Below are 19303 nucleotides of genomic sequence, written 5' to 3'. Positions count from 1 at the left end.
CTAAGCGGAGAAGAGCCGTGAGTCTATGGAGTCGTACGTTGCTCAAGGTTCTTATTTAGAGAGCACGGGTGTGATGGTTATCGATCATATCAATAAAACGATCTATGCGGCGCTTTCTCAGCGTTGTGATCGTGAAGTGTTAGAAGACTATGCGAAGCGTATTGGTTATTCACGCGTGGTTTCCTTCCAAACAGCATTACCGTCTGGTCAGCCGGTTTACCACACCAATGTGATGATGGCGATTGGTGATAACTTCTGCGTGATTTGTGATGAAGTGATTCCAGAATTTGAGCGCCGCTTTGTGGTGAAGTCACTGGCTAAAGACAAGCAGGTTATCTCTATCTCGATCGATCAGATGAACCGATTCTGTGGCAACATTCTGCAACTGGAAACAGTGAATGGCGACAAGGTGATCGCGATGTCTCAATCGGCTTACGATGCATTTTCTCCAGCTCAGTTAGCTCAGCTTTCGACACATGGAAAGCTGCTCCCGTTTAACGTGAAAACGATAGAAGACATCGGCGGTGGTTCGGTGCGATGCATGTTGGGTGAGGTGTTCTTGCCAACGCGAGTTAATCTCCTATAACAAGTATAGAAAGTATAACAAGCGACTGACTTCAGTCACGAATCTATGAATACCACTCTCATCGCAGAGTGGTATTTTTGTATCGGTCTACCAGAAGTAAGAAAACAGAAATAAGAGAACCAGAGTTAGATACACGAGCTAACGCGCACAAAAGCTAACGGAAAACAGCTAACGCAATAGCTATGAAGCGTCCTTAAAAGCCCTGTTTTGGATGAACTGAGTTGAGAGTGCGACCACTTCTTTGGAGTACACAAGCGCGGTGTGATTGAGCTTGAGGGCGCAGGTGTCTGTCGCGCCTCTTAGGTTGGCGTCTTCGAGTGTAACCGTACCATCCCCTGGGTTTCTTCCCAGAACAATACGTCCAACACCAGCGTCGTAGGTGCCCGTAATGACACCAATTGGCACATCAATGTCGTAGTCACCCAAGCCATCACTTAAGATCATTTTGCTCGAACCAAATATAAAACCAAGACCGTGGTTAGACAGTGTTTTAGCGATAGTCGCGCCATTGTGCGGCGTGCCAGCGGTAATAATGCAGGTGTCTGCAAAGTCGGGTTGGTAAAACTTAAAGTAGTGACGAATGAGCAAGCCCCCAAGTGAGTGACCAAAGAAGTAGACTTCATCGTATTCATTAAAACGCGCATTAATAAAGCGATTGAGGCGCTTAGCAGCTGAAGGGAAACGCAGAGAGTTGTAGGCAAATTTATGCGTTGTAAAGCCACGTTTTTTGAAATTTCTATCCAGATACTGCATGATCAACGCAGGCATATATAGACCATGAATTAAAACTATATGTTTGTTTTTATTATTCATTTTTGTCCTCCGTCTGATGGTGTCTCCAGTATATTTAGTCGCAAATCTAAACTCAATAAAACTTGCTGCTAATGGGACACAAAAGACAGAGCGTTCGTTAATCCGATCGCACTCCACCATACACATCAATGGTTAAGCCACCTTCTTTGGCGTAGGTATTCGGTGTTAATCCGATGGTTTTCTTAAGGTAGCGAATCAGGTGTGGCTGGTCGCTAAATCCAAACTGGTAGGCGACGTCTATCCAATCAATGTCATCAAAATCTCGTTTGTACAAGTATTCGAGCATCGCCTCGAGTTTGTTCATTGATTGGCATTGTTTCAATGTCAGTCCTGTCACCTTGTTAAAGCTTCTTTCTAAGGTGCGTTGCGAGCAAAACAGTTTGTCACCGAGCTCTGCTATTGATGTTGTACCAAGCACTTCTAACACCTTGCGGGTGAGCTCGCTGTGTCTGTCGGTTTTACCTGTCGATAGCCAAGGCAGCAGCAAATTATCCAACTGCTGACAACAAGCTTCAAAATCAGTTTGAGCAAGCTGAATCAATGACATGGCATCGGCATTAGGATTACCTAACAAATTCGCGAGATCGATAGGGTTAACACTGTCTAGGCTGGGGTGCGGGCAGTCTGGAATATTTAATGAGTACAGGGCGCCAACATGGAACTTGATACCCAAATGAATAAACGGCTTTGAGTGATCCAGTTCAATCGCTTTATGGTGTGGCAGCAGTAAATGGCTGCCAACGCCTTGATCGACTTGTTGCTCTATCGTGTAGTGATAAGGCTGGTCGTTTGGAGACAGAATCAAGTGTGCTGAAGGATCTGGGTTGAGCTTGGGAAATTGATGAGTTTCGGCGTCAGGCGTCTTCTCGATCAGCCAATAACAATCAATGTATTGAGCAACAACAGAGGATTTCGGAGACTGTAACCAATTGATCATTCGACATTCTATTTGAGGTTAGCGTTGTAATAACTATATGTGTCTATCGTTGAGGAAGATAGTTTTCTCTTTGCTGAACGCGTAATGACTAACCACAAACAATAAAGCCCATAACCGTTGGATATATAGAGTCACAGTTATGGGCTTCATTTATGTTGGCTTCGCTCGAGTTGGGAGCAAGTCGTTAAAGTCGAATTCTAATTAAAATCGAACTGTAGGATTCGGTTTTTCGATGACAAACCAGCGCGAGCGATCGCTTTCTGCGCCCCGATGTTGCTGCTTTCTGTAGAACACATCGCTTCTAAACCTTGGCTGTTGGCGTGCTGTGTTAGAAAGTTCAGCACACGTGTTGCTATGCCTTTTCCACGTTCTGCTTGCGCGACAATCATCCCCAAGTCTGCAAACTGCGTTTGGTGTTCATCGAACTTACGGCACTCTCCCGTAGCGAGAACGCTGTCGCTTTTCCAGTAGCCCCAAAGCTCTTGGCGGGCAATCAAATTACCGTAGTAACCGGTGAGCCACTCTTTTGGCGCGCCAATCGCCGATGAAGCAAATTTCACTAGCTTATCGAGTTGTTCATCCGTCGCGAGAGTCATCTCGATGTCTTCAATGCGATCCGAATTACGACTAGAGTTTGTTTCTTGGTTTTGGCGATACATCAATGAGTTCACCTTAAATGAACAGGTGTTATCCATGCACAATGACAAGTATTGTGGTTCTGCCGTGCTTACAAATGCGCCTTTCACTTCACCAATCACAGAGCTGTTGTTTTCGATGATTAAGGTGAACAAGTCGGCAATGTTCGCGCTTGCTGTTGCTGCTAGGAAGAACTGAAGTAAGTAGCCTTCACCATTCAACACGCAGTAACCCACAAGCTTGTCATTTTCGTAAAAACCGTAATGGTCAGACATTGGCACAAAACCGAAGTGCCACATGCCATCAAGTGGTGCTGTTGAATCAGAAAAGTAAGCTGTTTTTAGTTCGCTTAAGTCGTTCAGTGTTGTGATTTTTTTGATGTCTAACATCGCTTGAATTCCTGTTGTTTCGATTCGGTAGAGTACGTAGCTGCTGTCTGGTTCTCAGGTGCGTCGATTGACGATGAGATAAACTGATTAGTTGAGCCACGTTTCAATGACAGCAAGTGTAGGCGAGTAACTGAGATAGGTATTGAACAAAAACGACAGTTTTGAAAGGTGTGTGGGTGTTAACAGAAGAGCTTATGTTAATTGAAAGAGGGCAAGATATTTTGCCCTCTGCTGAACTTATTGATTGGGACGTTGAATAGGGCGCATTACTTTCCTGAGTCTTCAGCTTTGATGAGTTTTGTATCGATAGATTCACTCTTTTACTCTGGCTCAACTAACACCTTTATCACGCCTTTTTGTAAAATCAGGTTATTGGGGTAGGTGATGATGTTGCCCGAACTGTGTCGAAGAATAACGTGGAACATTGTGATATCGATGATCACACCGCTGATGTCTTCGTCTTTCTCCGCGACTCTTACTCTGTCGCCAATGCGATAAGGGAATACGAAAAATATTAGTACGCTGGCTGTGAGGTTACTTAGAATCGACCATTGCGCGAATAATGCGACACCCAGCACCGCAAATATGGATGATAAGAATAGCGAAATATCACCAAAACCTAAGTTAAGAACAATCGTAAACACAGCGATGAAGAGTAGAAACAGAACAATATTGAAACACTTAATCACGAACTGCTTTCGTTTCAATTCGACACGCTTATTTTCCGCTAATGTTTCTATCCAGTTCTTACCTAAGCGTTTGATCACCCAATACACAGTGATAAGAAGTAAACCTAAAACCACTTGTCTAAGCCACATATTGGATTGCAAAAACTCAACCATTAAATAAACCTCAATTTTTTCAAAATAACGACCTCTGCCGCTACGACCACGAGCAGCCCAATGCAAAATAGTGGAAATGCTATTGGGTTATCTGTTCCGGGTATCCCAGCGATATTGACACCCAGTAAACCGGTGAAAAACCCAGCAGGGAGGAAAATACCTGCAATGATAGAAAATAGGTACGTATTTCTATTCATTTTTTCAGCTTGTTGCTGACTTAGGCTCGCTAAAAATACATTAATTTGTTCGATGTAAAACTCGACAGACTCATTAATTCTCAGGATGGTATCGAGGCTGTTCTTTATATGACTGTTGTGCTTACTCAATGGTACAGGCAGGTCAATCATTAAGTCCTCAAAAACGTATTTCTGTGGCTTCAAATAGCGCCTTAGTCTAAGTAGCCTTGAATGCAGAGCGTTAATGGATCTTATGTCGATATTGGATTTAGATTCTAACTCGTCAATCAAGAGTTCGACGGGTACTAGGAAGGTCGAAATACTGTGGTTGATTCCACGTATCATGCCCAACAATATATCAGGTAATGATGTTGGGCCTTGGTTTTGTTTGAGGTCGGATATCAGATTACTGACCGCTTTTGAAGGAACTTTGCGTGTCGATATTAAAGTGCCTTTGTACCATAAGATGCGTAGGCTAAGCATGTCGTCAGGGTTAGCTCCTTCGTTTAGATTAATGCCTCGCAGAATCATCAAAAAACAGTCGTGACCAAACTGTTCAAATCGAGGGCGGGTATCATCGGTGAGTAATGAATCGATGATGGCATTTGGAACCGTATTACTGTGGAGCCATTCTCTCAAACCTTCAGCATCTCTTTGGCAGTGATACCAAGTTGATTGCTCGAATGGTGCTGGGGTCGTGGTGTACTCATACGCGACACCCTCTGAAAATTGCCAGCTAGAAATTATGAAAGCGTCCATTCATTTGTCCTTAATGATATGACGTAAACATTGGTATTATGGCGCCATTAAGGTGCCGTATTGAACTGAGACTAATAGTGGTAAGTTTAATGAGCGATGTGAGTGAGATAAAGTCTAATAAGAGAGGTTGGTCTTTGGGTTCGCGACGGACTCTTCCATTATTGTCTCTATTAAATGTAGCTCATTGTTTCGTCATTATAAATTAGCACTCTGGCTTCATGTTAGCGACGAAAAAAAGAAAAGACCAAGGTCTTTTCTTTTGAGAGGGAGTTGAGGATAGCTTGTTCAAGCAACTCGAGTTTTTCGATGGTTTACATAAGCAAAATCGCTAACGACACGGTGCGAAGATGTCTTGGCTCGCTCGGTATTCTTTGGTTTGCACGTCCATCAGACCAAGCAAGGAGTCGAACAGATTATCGTGAGAAAAGCTCTGTTCCTTTCCTGCTTTACGCAAGCAGGTGTCGCTGATCCCTTTCTCGGCAGCAAAGCCATCAGACATCCACATGATCATAGGTACGTGGGTTTGTTCTTTTGGTGCCAGCGAATAAGGCATGCCGTGTAAGTAGACGCCATTTTCTCCCAATGACTCGCCGTGATCGGACACGTACATCAACGCGACGTTGTATTTTTCGGTCAGCTTCTCAAGCTTTTGCATCGCTTGTGAGAGAAAGAAATCCGTGTACAAGATGGTGTTGTCGTAGGTATTAACCACTTCTTCTTTGGTGCAGTTTTCAATGTCGGCGCGAGCGCAGTCTGGTGTGAATTTCTTATGATCGTCAGGGTAACGTTCAAAGTAAGTTGGCCCGTGAGACCCCGAAATATGATAGAAAATGATGCTATTTTGCGTGAGATCTTGAGTATCTTGCTCAAAGTTTTCTAGCATTGCTGTGTCGTAGCACACATCGTTATTACACAGAGGGTCACTGTCTTTGGCGACGAGAGTCATCTCTTTGATTCGATGTGCGACCGCCTTGTCTCCACCATCGTGTTCTCGCCAGATAGAGTGAATGCCTGCACGGTTCATAATGTCGACCACGTTGTCTTGGTTGTAAGCCTTGTCACAGTCGTAGTTACTGCGATTCATGTTAGAGAACATGCATGGTACAGAAACGGCGGTGGCTGTTCCGCACGACTGAACATCAGAGAAAAATATCGGGTTGTAAGGTTTGGTATGAGCATTGGTTTCACGCTCATAGCCATGATATTGGTAGTTGTATACTCGAGCTGTTTCGCCAAGCACAAACACCAGTAAGGTCGGTTTGGTTGCCGCTTTGGCTTGTGCTGTTTGCTTCGCATCTAACCCTAACTCTTGATAAGGGATAGGTTCTTTTATGTAGGTGTTATTGATGTACTTGACCGTTGATGCCACGTATTCGGTTGGGATGATCATCTTTTTAATGTGCGAGTTATTACGACCAATCGAAACGTAATCTTTGTAAAACAGCCCTGCAATAATGGCGATGACGATCAAAGATGAGAGTAGCCCAATCGACTTCCAGACAAAGAAATCTTTCCAAGACTCTCGCTTAAGTTTGGTTACCAAGAGGATGAGCGACGGAATACCGCCCATCGCGAGTAACCATAAGATGGAGTGGGTACTTATATAGCTTGCCGCTTCACCACTATTGGTCTCGAATACGTTTTCTATCATCCCGTAGTCTACATAGATGCCGTAATTGAACATGCTGTAGCTGACGAGTGTCGAGGTGATCAGCAACAAAATAAAAAACGGCTTGGAGAATATCGGCCAGTTAAAAACTTGGAAGATAAAATTGAAGGCAGCAAGGAAGAAGATCGGGATGGATATAAGAAACGCGACACTTTCAGACTTTGACGCCTGAACAATACTAAACAGTTCTAGGGAGAGAGGGATATTGATGACAAGCAGATAATACACAGCCAACACAAAGGGCAGCTTGTTTATCGACATGTTTAAGCTTGGAAGGTTCATAGGTTTTGTTTTCCTGCGTCTCTTATTCCTTTATTTTAGTATCGCTACCAAGAAAGCTCTAATATCAACGCACAAAGCTCAAATAGGTAAAGGTGAGCGATAAACTGGCTAAGGTGAGATGACGCGATTGGTTGTGTAGAAACAAAAATTCACTTTACTGAGTAACCTTCATGACAAGGTGGGACAGCAAAGTGAATTAGTATGTTCAGCTTATTCTATGTGGTTCAATCACATTAGAAGTTGTATGAACCACCGAAGCTAATGCTGCTGAATGCTAGTGTTTTGTCTTCTTTCTTAAAGCCGTAGTCGTTTTCAACACTCACGGCGTCTGCTTGTGAAATTAGACGTAGTGTTAGATGCTCGATTGGCGTGTATTCAACACCAACACCAAAGTGGAAACCCGTACCGCTATCATCATCATACAGAGCTGCTTTATTTGCGTTTAGGTCAACAGAGCTTAAACCAGCCAATACGAATGGGCGGATTGTGTTGTCGAATGTGTAACCAAGATTTGCTGACAAAGAAACAGACGTCGGAGACAGTTTTGCAGTCCCTTTTTTGTAGTCTGCGTAATTGTTGTAACCAAGTTCAACACCAACGATACGGTTGAATTGGTAGCCGCCATATAGGTTGTAGCCCATACCGTCTGAATCTAAACTACCTTGACCATCGGTATCAGAATCTTGGTATATGCCAAGACCGCCACCAATGTAAGCACCGCCGTCAGTACCTGCTGCTAAAGCTGGAAGAGAAACTGCGCTGATTAAACCCAGTGCTAATGCTGATTTTGTTATCTTGTTCATCTTTCTTACTCACTCTTAAATGTCATGCCAGTATCAATAATTTTTATTTTGCGACCTTTCGACCGTTGGTGAGCATTATTCCGTAGTCTTGTATGTATTACTGTATGGCTTTGTAAGCTGAATCGTTACATAAAGATAAACATTCACTTTACTGAGTTACCTTTAAGGCAAGGTGGTACAACAAAGTGAATGAGTATGTTTAGCTTATTCTATGTGGTTCAATCGCATTAGAAGTCGTATGAACCACCGAAGCTAACACTGTTGAATGCAAGCGTGTGATCATCGCTTTTGAATGAGCCGTTACTTCCAATAGAGTAGTCATCTACACTTACCGCGTCAGCTTGAGAAATCAGGCGAAGTGTTAGGTGTTCAACTGGCGTGTATTCAACACCAACACCAAAGTGGAAGCCTGTACCACTATCATCATCGTATCCTGCAGCGCTATTCGCATTGAGGTCAACAGAACTTAAACCAGCAAGTACAAATGGACGTATGGTGTTGTCGAACGTATAACCGAGATTTGCTGACACAGAAATAGATGTTGGTGAAAGCTTGTCTGTGCTGTTCTTATAGTCTGCATAATCGTTGTAGCCAAGTTCCACGCCAACGATACGGTTGAATTGGTAACCGCCGTATAGGTTGTAACCCATACCGCTAGAATCTAAGCTTGGCGCGCCGTCTGTATCCGAACCTTGATAGACACTAAGTCCGCCACCTACATACGCACCGCCATCTGTGCCTGCTGCAAAAGTTGGAAGTGAAACTAAACCGATTAAGCCGAGTGCTAATGCTGATTTTTTCATGATAATACCTTGTTTACTCATCCTGTGATGTAAATCACGGTATCGGTGATTAATAATTTATAAAACCCTCACAAATGAAACCTATCTTTTCATTGATAGTGCGATTGTATGTACTCCTAGAGTTTTCAAGCGGTAACGGAGTTTTTGTTGGTTATATCGTTTATAAATAAAATTCATATATTGACAAATGGTTAAATTTGCTAAATAAAACGATGTTTTTTAAGTTTTTGGTTGGGTTGCCTTTATCTAAGTGATTGAAAAATAAAGCCTAGCCAACAGTATTAATGTCATATTATAGTATTTATTTCTTGAGGTCAGAGAGTTGATTCTAGTGATAACAAGGAGAGTTGAATGTTAAACCGAGCAAACACAGGTTTGGTGGTTGTGGACGTACAAGGCAAGCTCGCACGCCTTGTTGATGAGAGCGATACGCTGATTTCTAACTGTGGAAAGTTGATTAAGGGTGCGCAGGTTTTGGGGCTGCCAATTGTTAGCTTGGAGCAGAATCCAGAGAAGTTAGGTGCTACGGTCGACGAACTGAATGACCTATTGAGTGATGCTAAGCCGATACCAAAATTTACCTTCAACGCGTGTGACGAACCTAAATTTGTTGAAGCTGTGCAAGCCAAAGATGTGGAGACTTGGTTGGTGTGTGGCATTGAGGCTCATATTTGTGTCTATCAAACCGCATTGGGTTTGTTGGAGCTTGGACACAAGGTTCAGGTAGTTAGTGATTGTATTAGCTCGCGAACGGCACTTAATAAGGATCTGGCAATCCGTCGATTAGCGGATGCAGGAGTCCAAATCACTGGGTTGGAAATGAGTCTGTACGAGCTAGTGAAAGATTGCCGCGCACCAGAATTTAAGTCCATTCTGTCCTTGATTCGTTAACTTGGGTTTCGTTAAGGTCTGATTCGTTATTTTTCCCCTTTGAAGAGGTTCATTTGAATAACCTAATTGTATTTACTGGTGGGCCGGGATCGGGCAAAACCTCGGTCATCGACGCTTTGAAGACCCAGGGCTATCGCTGCGCACCAGAGGTTGGGCGTAAAGTGATTCAACACCAAGTCGAGCAACAAGGGATCGCCTTACCATGGTTAGACAAAGTGGCATTTCGCGATGAAATGGTGCGAGAAGAGTTAGCCAATTATCAAGCGTTCGAATCGAGTGAACAGCCAGTTTTCTTTGATAGAAGCATCGTAGATTCATACGGTTACAGCTTGTTAGAAACACTGCCTATTCCTCAATCCTTGTTGAATAACTGTAATGAACTCAAATACAACACTAAAGTATTTATCTTCCCGCCATGGGATTCGATTTTCATCAATGATCAAGAACGTAGACAAGACTTCGGCGAAGCGATCGCCACCTACGAAAACATGGTGTCAGCCTATAATCAGTTTGGTTATCAGCTGGTGGAAGTGCCCAAATTATATGTTGAGGAACGAGTCGAGTTTATCTTAGCTTCAATTGATTCAGGCGAGTGATTTCTAGAAAAACCACAACTAAAAAGCCCCGTAGTATCGACTCGATTGAGTGAATACTGCGGGGCTTTTTATTGAAATCGTTTAGTTGATGACTTAGTCGTTTTAAACCTTAGTCACCGAGAGGCTGTCGGTCGCCTCCGCCGCGATAAGAATCGAGCGCAACCTTCAAGCGACGTAGTTTGTCGCGTGAACGGTTCTTGTGATTGACCGCCATGCCCATCGAAAGCACATCCACTAACGCCAACATTGCGTACCGAGAAGCTGATGGTTTGTAGATGAAGTCGGTTTCCATATGCTTGATTGGTAACAAGATATCCGCAATTTTTGCCAGCGGTGTGTCTTGTGGGGTAATCGCGATGATCTTAAGTCCATACTGCTTGGCCAGCTCTGCCGTTTCAGTGATCACTGGTGTAAAACCAGTTGCGGAAATCATCACCATCACGTCATTGGCATCGGCCGTGGCAGCAACCATACGTGACATTAAGCCATCGTTGTACGACACCACTGGGTAACCTAAACGAAACAGTCGATGTTGCAGCTCTTGAGAAGCAATGGTTGAACCACCACCCATACCAATAGCAATGATCTGTCTGGCGTTATGCAGCCAGCTGACTGCGGTTTCAACGTCTTGCTCTTTGAACAGAGTGCGGTTGATGTCTAGGCTCTGCTTGATCGATTCGTAGATACCCTGATAGCCAGTTTGGTCAACAGGCTCGAGGATAAAGCGCTGGCCAACGGTTAGTGTCTGAGCCAACTTAATCTTCATATCACGTACGTTGTTACAGCCGATCGCTTTAGCAAAACGTGTGATGGTGGCTTCACTGACTTGAGCACCTTCAGCAAGTTCTGTAATGCTGGCATTGGCAGCAAAATCAATGTCGTCCATGATCAACTTGGCGACTTTCTTTTCTGCATCACGAAGAACAGGGAAACGCTCTGTTATCTGTGAAATGATATCTACTTCTAAACTCAAGAATCCTGATCCTTTGTTGATGGGGCTAATCGTATCACTTAGTTTTTAAGAACCTAGCTCTTAAAACTAAGCCTTAGCCCCGTTAGTATATCTTATTGCTTCGCTGATTCTAGCTTATTGAAAAATCGAACTAGAAGCAGGTTTCTACCCATTTGGTCACCTGATGTTCGTCATCGCTGATGGCAATGTAGCGCCATTTGTCGAAGGTTAAACACGGGTGTGAGGTCGAGAACGCAATCATGTCGCCCACTTCAATCTCAGAAGAGCCATCCGTTTCAACAAAGGTATGTTGATCCATCACGGCAGTAGAGGTTAAGCCTTTCACTGAGATAGCTTCACCATTGCGATAGCCGCGCTCGGCAATCGGTAAACCTGCATCAAAGGCCACATCACGCTTGCCTAGCCCAACCACTAACTTGGTCGGTTCAGGACGAGAGATCACATAAGCCCACACCTCAAGTGCCGATTCTAAGTCACCCCCCAATTCGCACGCGTAACCCTGGTTTACTTGGGCACGTTGCAACACCTTGCTTTGTGCATCTAGGTAGATCCCAGTATCGTGAATGGCATAACAGCCCGGGCGGATAATAGCCAAGTAATCGGTTAGGTTCGCCAAACATTCTGCGACCACGTCATACCAAGCAGAGCCAGCGCCAGTGATGATAGGTTGCCCTGCAATTAGGCCACCTGATGCAAGGCTTTCGACCGAAGTGAGTGCCTGATTTAAGAAGGTACGAATATCTTGTTCTGCATTGTCACCGTGAATTACACCCTCGTACACCTCAATACCTGCCAGCGAAAGGGCTGGTGTGTCTTGTATGGTTTGAGCCAGTTCTAGAACTTCTTGTGGTGAACGACATCCACCACGACCACCCGGTACACCAAACTCGATCAGTACCTTTAGTGTCTGCTTTGTATTGGCGAAGTATTGGTTAAGTTGCTGCACGTTTACTGATGAATCCACACAACAGTAAAAATCGACATCAAATTCGCGAATAAGCTGTTCGATGATCGCCATGTTGGCTTTACCCACCAATTGGTTTGCCATGATGATTCGTTTCGCACCCGCCATTGCGGCAACTTCTGCCTGTGCAGGCGTGGCTACTGTTATGCCCCAAGCGCCATTTTCTAGCTGTTGGCGGAAAAAATCAGGAGTCATGGAAGTTTTGCCGTGTGGCGATAATTTAACCTGATGATGATCAGCGAATGATTGCATCCAATTTAGGTTATTGGTCAATGCCGATTGTTTGATAACTGCAACCGGAAGTGAAACATCTTCATCAACCAGTCGATAAATGCCGTTCTCAGATTGTGATATTGCTCTCCCTTTTTGGCCTTTTTCAGTCAAGACAAAACTATCGTTTTGATACTTTATAACATCTTTTTGTGCCGAGTTATGTTTCATTGCTGATTCCTAACATGATTTAAGTTGTTGTTATTTAATGTTTAAATATATCCACAATCTGTTTTGTGGTAGAAACTATCACACAAATTAAAATATTATGTGTGTTTTGTCACTGAAAATAATCGGCTTAATTTCTAATATAGCTCCATCAACACAGTGGATTGAGAGAGTGAGAAATGTTGTTCGATACGATAATTAAAAATGTAGAGGTGTTTGATGGCACCGGCGAACAATCGTTTTGTGCCGATGTAGCAATCCGAGATGGAAAAATCGCCGAAATTGGTCAAATCGATCATGAAGATTGTGGCCAGTTGGTTGAGGGAGCAGGCTTAGCATTGGCTCCTGGTTTTATCGATGTACACACACATGACGATACCAATGTAATTCGTTACCCAGACTGCCTGCCTAAGATCAGCCAAGGTGTCACAACCGTGATTGTTGGTAACTGTGGTATCAGCGCATCACCAACCGTTTTGGCTGGCGATCCACCTGACCCAATGAATCTGTTAGGCGCTCAGGCTGACTTTAAATACCCAACTTTCGCTGCGTATGCACAAGCGGTAGAGCAAGCTCAACCCGCAGTAAACGTTGCAGCGTTAGTTGGCCACACCACATTGCGTAACCAAGTGATGGACGACCTGCAGCGCACTGCAAGCGAAGACGAAATCGCAGCGATGCAAACCAACCTTGATTTAGCGATGGCGCAAGGCGCATTAGGTTTGAGCTCGGGTTTGGCTTACGCCAGCGCGAAACAAGCGAATGCCAACGAAGTGATGCAGTTAGCGAAAGTGCTTTCTAGTCACGGCGGCATCTATACCACGCATATGCGTACCGAATTTGAAGAGATCTTAAGCGCGATGGAAGAGGCGTTTGAGACAGGACAATACGCGAAAGTGCCGGTTGTTATTTCACACCTTAAATGTGCAGGTGCGGGTAACTGGGGCAGAACTGTTGAAGTACTCGACTTAATGGACAAAGTTTCTGAGCACCAAGATGTGTCTTGCGACTGTTACCCATACTCAGCGAGCTCTTCGACATTAGATTTGAAACAAGTGACTGACGATTTCGATATCTTCATCACTTGGTCTGAAGCAAAACCAGAACATGCAGGCAAAACGCTGAAGCAGATTGCTGATGAAATGAATCTACCTCTGATGGATGCAGGAAAAGCGCTTCAACCAGCGGGTGCGGTTTATCACTGCATGGATGAGAATGACGTAAAGCGCGTATTGAAATACAAACTGACCATGGTCGGCTCAGACGGTTTACCTAATGACCCGCATCCACATCCAAGATTGTGGGGCACCTTCCCGAAAGTGCTAGGTCACTACTGCCGCGATGAAAAACTGTTCTCGTTGCCAGAAGCGATTCACAAGATGACCGGAATGTCGGCTCAGCGTTACAACTTAGCGGGCCGAGGCGAAGTTCGCTGTGGTGCCTTTGCCGATTTAGTTTTATTTGATCCAAAGAATATTAAAGACACAGCAACATTTGAAAATCCTATTTCAGTTGCTGAAGGAATAGAAAGTGTATTTGTAAATGGTGAGTTAACTTACCAGAAAGGAAAAGTAAGAAATAATCGTTCAGGCGTTTTTATCTACCGAAACTAGAATTTAAATTATTTAATTAAATTCAGATGGATATAAAAACGGCGAATTAATTTTAATATATTGGAATAGAAACTGTTTTATCTATAAAGCCAATATTATCTATAAATAAGTGGAGTTAAAAAATGACTATTAAACGTTACGGTGTTGAAGGCGGTACAGGTACAGGCGGACAACATTTACCATTTGCACGTGCAACTGAAGCAGGTGGTTTCCTATACGTTTCTGGCCAGACACCGATGACAGATGGTGAAGTGGTTGAGGGTGGCATTGTTGACCAGTCTCGCCTAGCGATCCAAAACTGTGTCGATATCATGACTGAAGCGGGCTACGGCCTAGAAGACGTAATGCACGTAAAGGTTGTGCTAACGGATTCTCGTTACTTCCAATCTTTTAATAAGGTATTCAAAGAGTTCTTCGGTGCTAACCCACCAGCCCGTATCTGCATGGTTTGCGACTTAGTTGTAGACGTGAAGGTTGAAGTAGATGTGACTTGCTACCGCGCCGATCGCGGATAGTAATAACCTAATCACAATTACCTACTTAGGGAGTATTAGGGGTTAGTCATCCCTGTTATTATTCTTTAATACTCTCACCCTACATTTATAAAAATCACTTTAATTAAAAAAGATAAAATCAATAAAGTAATTATATGAAATATAAAATGAATGAATCATAAATAAAGTTCAAGAATGAACTCAATATTTCACTGAGAGGTGTCAAATGAACAGCACACTTTTTCTTACAGGCTTCGGCGTGTACGTATTATTTTTAATTTGGTTAGGCTGGTTTGTCTCGCGTAATCAAAAATCTGGCGAAGATTTCTTATTAGGTGGCCGTGGCCTACCTATGTTCTTAGTACTTGGTACAACAGTAGCGACGATGGTTGGTACGGGTTCAAGTATGGGTGCGGTTGGCTTCGGCTACGCAAATGGCTGGGCAGGTGCACTGTACGGCATTGGTGGTGCGATAGGCATCCTATTACTTGCACTTTGGTTTGCTCCGGTTCGTAAACTGAACTTCATGACCATGAGTGAAGAGCTGGCTTACTATGTTGGCGCTAACCGCATCGTGAAAAACGTTGTAGGTGTACTGATCTTTGTCGCTTCGATTGGTTGGTTAGGCGCCCACATTCTAGGTGGCGGCATGTACCTAGCGTGGATTGCAGACATCGATCTCAACCTAGCGAAAATCATTATTGCTGCGGCATTCACTATTTATGTGGTTATCGGTGGTTACACAGCCGTAGTGTGGACCGATACCATTCAAGCTATCATCCTTTTTGCTGGCTTCATCTTGATGGCGGTAATGTCAGTTGATTACATCGGCGGCATGGATAACCTTTACGCTGCGATGGACCCTGCTGCTACGAGCTTTTTAGCAATCGATAAACTGGGCCTTCTGCCTGCTGTGTCTCTGGCTGTGGTTATTGGCGTGGGTGTACTGGCGACGCCTTCATTCCGTCAACGTATCTACTCGGGTAAAGACGTATCAACTGTTCGTCGCTCATTTGTTGCATCGGGTGTGTTGTACCTTTTCTTCTCAATCATCCCTGCAATCATCGGTATGGCAGCACATGCGATTGACCCATCATTGGATAACGCGAACTACTCGTTCCCTTATGTCGCTGCAACGGTTCTTCCGGTTGGCGTTGGCATGATTGTTCTTATCGCGGGTCTTTCTGCAACGATGTCGAGCGCAAGTTCAGATGCGATAGCCGGTGTTTCTATCCTACTGCGTGATGTTTACGTGATGTTCACAGGCCGCGTACCAAACAAAGAGTCAATGGTGAACTATTCTCGCTTGGCACTGATTGTGGTGATTGGTTTTGCACTGTTGTTCGCACTAACGTCAAACGACATCATTGGCTATATCACGAAAATGATTTCAACCGTAATGTCGGGCATGTTTGTGTGCGGTATGTTGGGTCGATTCTGGAAACGTTACAACTGGCAGGGTGCGCTTGCTACGCTAGCGGGTGCATCTGTGGCTTCATTTGTTGTAATGCTAAACGCAGACTACACGGCTTTCTGGGGTAACCCTGTGATTCCTTCTTGTCTAGTGGCTCTAACGGCTGGTGTGTTGGTAAGCCTATGTACTCCGGCTAACCAAGTGACACCAGAAATGGCGAAAGCAATTCTTGATGACGAGCGTGCTCTGATGGAAATGGAATTGTCAGACTCAGGTGTGCTTGAAGAAGAAGCGTCTTCTCAACGTCCTGCTAATCAAACAAGCTAATCTAAAACGCTCCACAGCTAGCTAGTACAACAAACTCAGTACAACAAGTTGTGGAGTGGTTAGCTCAGGCTCTGCTTCTCGGTAGGGCCTTCTTCCCCATTTATCTCTCTATTTTAGGATCTGCTATGCCTGCATCTTCTAACTTCAATATTGCTTTCTTTGGCGAATGCATGGTCGAAATCAGCGGCTCTCCATTAACCAAAAAATTCGGCGGTGACACCCTCAATACCGCACTTTACCTGTCTCGCTTAACCCAACATCAAAACCTCTCTGTTCATTACGCGACAGGTCTTGGTAGCGATGAACTGTCTCAAAATATGATTGATAGCTGGCAGTTAGAAGGTATTCAAACCAATTTCGTCGAACGCATCGCCAGCAAGCTTCCTGGGCTCTACATGGTCGAAACCGACGAGACAGGCGAGCGACATTTTCACTACTGGCGCAACGATGCGGCGGTAAAGTTCTACTTTCAAATCGATAACTTAAACAAGCTTGAAATCGCCCTGACAGAGAAACAAGTCGATGCGATTTACATCAGCGGTATCAGCATCGCGATCTTGGATGATGCCTCTCGTGAGCGCCTATTCAAAGCCATTAGCGTGTTCTCAAACCAAGGCGGCAAGGTGATTTTTGATAATAACTATCGCCCGCAACTTTGGAGCACTGAACAAGCTCAACATTGGTACGCCAAGTTACTGCCGCTGGTAGACATCGCCTTGATTACCGAAGACGACGACCTGCTTGTCTGGGGTAACTCAGAGAGCGTTCAACAACGCTGCCTTCGTTTGGGTTGCCAAGAGATCGTTATCAAACGTGGCTGCGAGCCATGCAAGACTGTTCAAATTGAACAGGGCAACATTGTTGAGAATTATGTCTCAGCGACTCGTGTTTCTAACGTGGTTGATACCTGTGCTGCAGGCGACTCATTCGCTGCGGGTTATTTAGCTGCGCGTCTTACTGGCGAGAGCGCCACCGACGCAGCAGAACTTGGCCACCAACTGGCCTCCATCGTTATTCAATACTCAGGCGCAATCATTCCCGTGAGCGCTATGAGCCAACTGATTAAAAAGTAAAATAAAAAGCGGAATTATTATGTCTCAAGAAATGATCAACAAACTTAAGCAATTCAAAGTTATCCCTGTTATCCAAATCAACAAGGTTGAACACGCGATTCCACTGGCAAAAGTGTTGGTAGAAAACGGCCTGCCAGTTGCTGAAGTGACATTCCGCACTGAAGCGGCAGCAGACGCGATTCGTGCGATGCGCGATGCGTATCCAGAAATGTGTATCGGTGCCGGCACAGTATTAACGCCAGCGCAGATCGACCTTGCGAAAGAGTCGGGCAGCGAATTCATCGTGGCTCCGGGCCTGAACCCAAACACCGTAAAACGTTGCCAAGAAATCGGCATGCCAATCGTTCCGGGTGTAAACAACCCAAGCCAAGTAGAGCAAGCGCTGGAACTTGGCCTTAACTTCTTGAAGTTCTTCCCTGCAGAAGCGTCTGGCGGCATCAACATGGTGAAGTCTCTGCTAGCGCCATACGTTCATGTGTCTTTGATGCCAACAGGCGGTATCGGTAAACACAACGTCAATGACTACCTAGCCGTCGATCGCGTGGTGTGTTGTGGCGGTACTTGGATGGTGTCACCAAAAATGATCGAGAACGAGCAATGGGATGAGATTGCAGTATTGGTTCGTGAAGCCGTTGAATTGGTGAAATAGTTAAATTTAGCTTTTATTAAAATAAATAATAGCTACTGAATATGAGCAGTAGCTATAAATACACTTCATACAATCAAAATAATTAATAAGAAATAAAAAGGTAGTCTCCGAATTTACATCTTTCTGCATATATCAATGTGCGGTGGGTTTTTATAATCATAATATCGGTGAACTATGAAAAAGTTACTTCCTTTAACACTACTAGCATTATTACCAATGACCTCAACTGCCGGGGGTTATGTCGATTTAAGGGCAGAGTATCGAAGTACGACAGATCAGTATCGAAGTCGTTTTATTGTTGGTCACCATTTTGATAATGGGTACGGTTTAGAAACACTGACGAATGTTCGACATGCAGCGGGAGCGTATGACGAAACGAAGGTGATTAATACCGAGTTTACCCATTATTACACCTATGCCATCAATGACAATTTTATGCTGAACCCTGGCGTAGTGATGAATTTTCAAGGCTCAAATACCTTCTTGATGCCTTATCTAAAGCTCAATTACAACTTTGACAATGGGCTCTTTGTACATGGCCGTTATCGTTATGACTTTTCGACCGAAGCTTTAGTGAATGACTATGGTAATGAAGAGACAGCAAAGCGAAACCGTTATGATATTTGGACGGGATACAATACAGATAAATACATGATTTCGTATGCGTTTACGTATTTCGATCAGATTACGCATCATACGACAGAGCTCGCAACTGGTGACCTACATGCCCGCGAGCATACCGTCAAAGCAGTCTACAAATGGAAACCAACAGTGAGGCCATACGCTGAAGTGGTTGATGCGGATACGGTGCAATCTGAAAACGATAAAACGGATTGGCGTTTCCGAGTCGGTGTGAATTTCTCATTCTAAAACAACATAGCCTAGTTATTTTTGTGAATAGGCTCTGATAAATAAAATACAATGAAAGTTATATAGGAAAATTAATAATGAAAAAAACTATATTGTCACTATTGATATCCGGTTCAGTAGTTTCTCCAATGGCTTTAGCAATGGCTCCAAATACAGACTTGAATTTAATGCCTTATCCACAAACTGTGGAATTAAAATCAGGCCAAGTGAAAGTAGATGGTAATTTTAAAGTTTACATCAAAGGCTTTAATTCTGATCGCGTTGAATACACGGCGAAACGCTTTATTGAGGCTTTGTTGCGTAATT

The 19303-nt window shown here is 44.0% G+C and carries 19 protein-coding genes and 1 pseudogene; 10 read left to right on the top strand and 10 right to left on the bottom strand.

Annotation, left to right across the window (positions count from 1 at the left end; all coding sequences use genetic code 11):
- Positions 1-19: 19 nt before the first annotated feature.
- Positions 20-586: pseudogene (locus BCT49_RS25320) on the top strand (arginine deiminase-related protein); the annotation flags it as partial.
- 180 nt (positions 587-766) lie between these two features.
- On the opposite strand, the gene BCT49_RS25315 reads toward BCT49_RS25320, so the two are convergent.
- The 8 genes from BCT49_RS25315 to BCT49_RS25280 all read right to left on the bottom strand — a co-directional run bounded on the left by BCT49_RS25315 (position 767) and on the right by BCT49_RS25280 (position 8695).
- Positions 767-1399, bottom strand: a complete 633-nt coding sequence (locus BCT49_RS25315) for an esterase/lipase family protein (RefSeq protein ID WP_102439127.1) — start codon at positions 1397-1399, stop codon at positions 767-769.
- A gap of 97 nt (positions 1400-1496) precedes the next feature.
- Positions 1497-2336: a helix-turn-helix domain-containing protein gene (locus BCT49_RS25310; RefSeq protein WP_102439125.1), complete on the bottom strand. Its 840-nt coding sequence runs from the start codon at positions 2334-2336 to the stop codon at positions 1497-1499.
- Between the two features lie 197 nt (positions 2337-2533).
- Positions 2534-3361 carry a GNAT family N-acetyltransferase gene (locus tag BCT49_RS25305; protein WP_102439123.1) on the bottom strand — a complete coding sequence of 276 codons (828 nt, stop codon included), beginning with the start codon at positions 3359-3361 and terminating at the stop codon, positions 2534-2536.
- Between the two features lie 320 nt (positions 3362-3681).
- Positions 3682-4203 (bottom strand): mechanosensitive ion channel family protein, encoded by a 522-nt coding sequence (locus BCT49_RS25300; RefSeq protein ID WP_102439121.1) that lies wholly within the window; start codon positions 4201-4203, stop codon positions 3682-3684.
- On the bottom strand, positions 4203-5138 hold the full coding sequence (locus BCT49_RS25295; RefSeq protein WP_102439119.1) for a CorA family divalent cation transporter: 936 nt from the start codon (positions 5136-5138) through the stop codon (positions 4203-4205). The genes BCT49_RS25300 and BCT49_RS25295 overlap by 1 nt, the downstream gene beginning before the upstream one ends.
- A 328-nt stretch (positions 5139-5466) precedes the next feature.
- Complete coding sequence (locus BCT49_RS25290) at positions 5467-7089, bottom strand: phosphoethanolamine transferase (protein WP_102439117.1); 1623 nt, start codon at positions 7087-7089, stop codon at positions 5467-5469.
- 233 nt (positions 7090-7322) lie between these two features.
- The gene (locus tag BCT49_RS25285; RefSeq protein ID WP_102439115.1) at positions 7323-7892 is read right to left on the bottom strand and encodes a porin family protein; all 570 of its coding nucleotides are present in this window, start codon (positions 7890-7892) and stop codon (positions 7323-7325) included.
- 227 nt (positions 7893-8119) lie between these two features.
- Positions 8120-8695 (bottom strand): porin family protein, encoded by a 576-nt coding sequence (locus BCT49_RS25280; RefSeq protein WP_372166717.1) that lies wholly within the window; start codon positions 8693-8695, stop codon positions 8120-8122.
- Positions 8696-9046: 351 nt separating this feature from the next.
- Here BCT49_RS25280 and BCT49_RS25275 point away from each other — a divergent pair, with 351 nt between their 5' ends.
- Together BCT49_RS25275 and BCT49_RS25270 are read left to right on the top strand one after the other, a co-directional pair.
- Positions 9047-9586: a hydrolase gene (locus BCT49_RS25275; RefSeq protein ID WP_102439111.1), complete on the top strand. Its 540-nt coding sequence runs from the start codon at positions 9047-9049 to the stop codon at positions 9584-9586.
- 53 nt (positions 9587-9639) lie between these two features.
- Positions 9640-10182 (top strand): AAA family ATPase, encoded by a 543-nt coding sequence (locus BCT49_RS25270; RefSeq protein WP_102439109.1) that lies wholly within the window; start codon positions 9640-9642, stop codon positions 10180-10182.
- Between the two features lie 109 nt (positions 10183-10291).
- Here BCT49_RS25270 and BCT49_RS25265 read toward each other — a convergent pair whose 3' ends face one another.
- Together BCT49_RS25265 and BCT49_RS25260 are read right to left on the bottom strand one after the other, a co-directional pair.
- Positions 10292-11155 carry a MurR/RpiR family transcriptional regulator gene (locus tag BCT49_RS25265; RefSeq protein WP_065206557.1) on the bottom strand — a complete coding sequence of 288 codons (864 nt, stop codon included), beginning with the start codon at positions 11153-11155 and terminating at the stop codon, positions 10292-10294.
- 130 nt (positions 11156-11285) lie between these two features.
- Positions 11286-12560: an amino acid deaminase gene (locus BCT49_RS25260; RefSeq protein ID WP_102439107.1), complete on the bottom strand. Its 1275-nt coding sequence runs from the start codon at positions 12558-12560 to the stop codon at positions 11286-11288.
- A 176-nt stretch (positions 12561-12736) separates the two neighbouring features.
- Between BCT49_RS25260 and BCT49_RS25255 the strand changes: the two genes are divergently transcribed.
- The 7 genes from BCT49_RS25255 to BCT49_RS25225 all read left to right on the top strand — a co-directional run.
- Positions 12737-14170, top strand: a complete 1434-nt coding sequence (locus BCT49_RS25255; protein ID WP_102439105.1) for an N-acyl-D-amino-acid deacylase family protein — start codon at positions 12737-12739, stop codon at positions 14168-14170.
- Positions 14171-14292: 122 nt separating this feature from the next.
- A complete protein-coding gene (locus tag BCT49_RS25250) occupies positions 14293-14685 on the top strand; it encodes a RidA family protein (RefSeq protein ID WP_004732497.1) in 393 nt (130 codons plus the stop codon).
- Positions 14686-14890: 205 nt separating this feature from the next.
- A complete protein-coding gene (locus BCT49_RS25245) occupies positions 14891-16405 on the top strand; it encodes a sodium:solute symporter family protein (RefSeq protein WP_065206560.1) in 1515 nt (504 codons plus the stop codon).
- 125 nt (positions 16406-16530) lie between these two features.
- Positions 16531-17478: a sugar kinase gene (locus BCT49_RS25240; RefSeq protein WP_102439103.1), complete on the top strand. Its 948-nt coding sequence runs from the start codon at positions 16531-16533 to the stop codon at positions 17476-17478.
- A gap of 19 nt (positions 17479-17497) precedes the next feature.
- Positions 17498-18127, top strand: coding sequence for a bifunctional 4-hydroxy-2-oxoglutarate aldolase/2-dehydro-3-deoxy-phosphogluconate aldolase (locus tag BCT49_RS25235; RefSeq protein ID WP_102439101.1), 630 nt, complete (start codon positions 17498-17500; stop codon positions 18125-18127).
- A gap of 174 nt (positions 18128-18301) precedes the next feature.
- A complete protein-coding gene (locus tag BCT49_RS25230; protein ID WP_102439099.1) occupies positions 18302-18997 on the top strand; it encodes an oligogalacturonate-specific porin KdgM family protein in 696 nt (231 codons plus the stop codon).
- A gap of 77 nt (positions 18998-19074) precedes the next feature.
- Positions 19075-19303: hypothetical protein (locus tag BCT49_RS25225; RefSeq protein WP_133151670.1), on the top strand; the 229-nt coding region annotated here is incomplete at its 3' end.

Origin of the sequence: Vibrio lentus, from assembly GCF_002875945.1 — a bacterium.
GTDB classification, from domain to species: domain Bacteria; phylum Pseudomonadota; class Gammaproteobacteria; order Enterobacterales; family Vibrionaceae; genus Vibrio; species Vibrio apostichopi.
The sequence above is the reverse complement of the archived record's forward strand: the minus strand, read 5'-3'. Positions and strand labels throughout refer to the sequence as shown.